Origin of the sequence: Pseudomonas sp. FSL R10-2189, assembly GCF_009600325.1 — a bacterium.
GTDB classification, from domain to species: Bacteria; Pseudomonadota; Gammaproteobacteria; order Pseudomonadales; family Pseudomonadaceae; genus Aquipseudomonas; species Aquipseudomonas helleri.
Genome location: NZ_WIVZ01000115.1, coordinates 1 through 631 on the forward strand (window position 1 = coordinate 1; position 631 = coordinate 631).

At 60.5% G+C, this 631-nt stretch carries 1 pseudogene; it reads left to right on the top strand.

Features of this window, described 5'->3' with window-relative positions:
• A pseudogene (locus GHO32_RS26165) lies at window positions 1-631 on the top strand (histidine kinase dimerization/phospho-acceptor domain-containing protein); the annotation flags it as partial.

The following is a 631-nucleotide window of genomic DNA, read 5'->3' on the forward strand; positions in this document are numbered from 1 at the left end:
CGCCACTACGGTGTCGAAGCAGGCAAACAACTGCTGGACGTGTGGCACCACCCCGACGACGAAGCGATAGCCGTGTATGACAGCACCGGCCAATTGCTGGCCGGATTGCCCATTGAACACCCGGTCTTCGAGCAAACGGTCATCAGTAAAGAGGGCATGAGCCTGTCGCTGAGGTCGACCCGCGTGCCCGGTAATGGGGGCGGCGGGGAGGGCGGGCCGGGCTTGATGCCGCTCTTGATCGGCACGGTGATGAGTGCCTTGTTCAGCGGCTATATGGCGTTTTATCTGGCCTGGCCGTTGGCTTACTTGCGCCGGGCAATGAGCGATGTGGCACAGGGGCGTTTTGAAACCCGAGTCAAGCCGATCATGGGGCAGCGGCGCGATGAAATTGTCGACCTGGCCGAAGATTGCGACCGCATGGCCAATCAATTGAGATTGTTGGTCGAAGCCCAGCAGCACCTGTTGCACGACATCTCCCACGAACTGCGCTCACCGTTGACGCGCATGCAGGCCGCTATTGGCTGGTTGCATCAGGACCGTCACGTGTGGACATGGTGGGGCGCATCAAGCGCGAATCAGTGCGCATGGACACCCTGATAGAAGCGCTGCTGACCTTGGCTCGTGTTCAGGG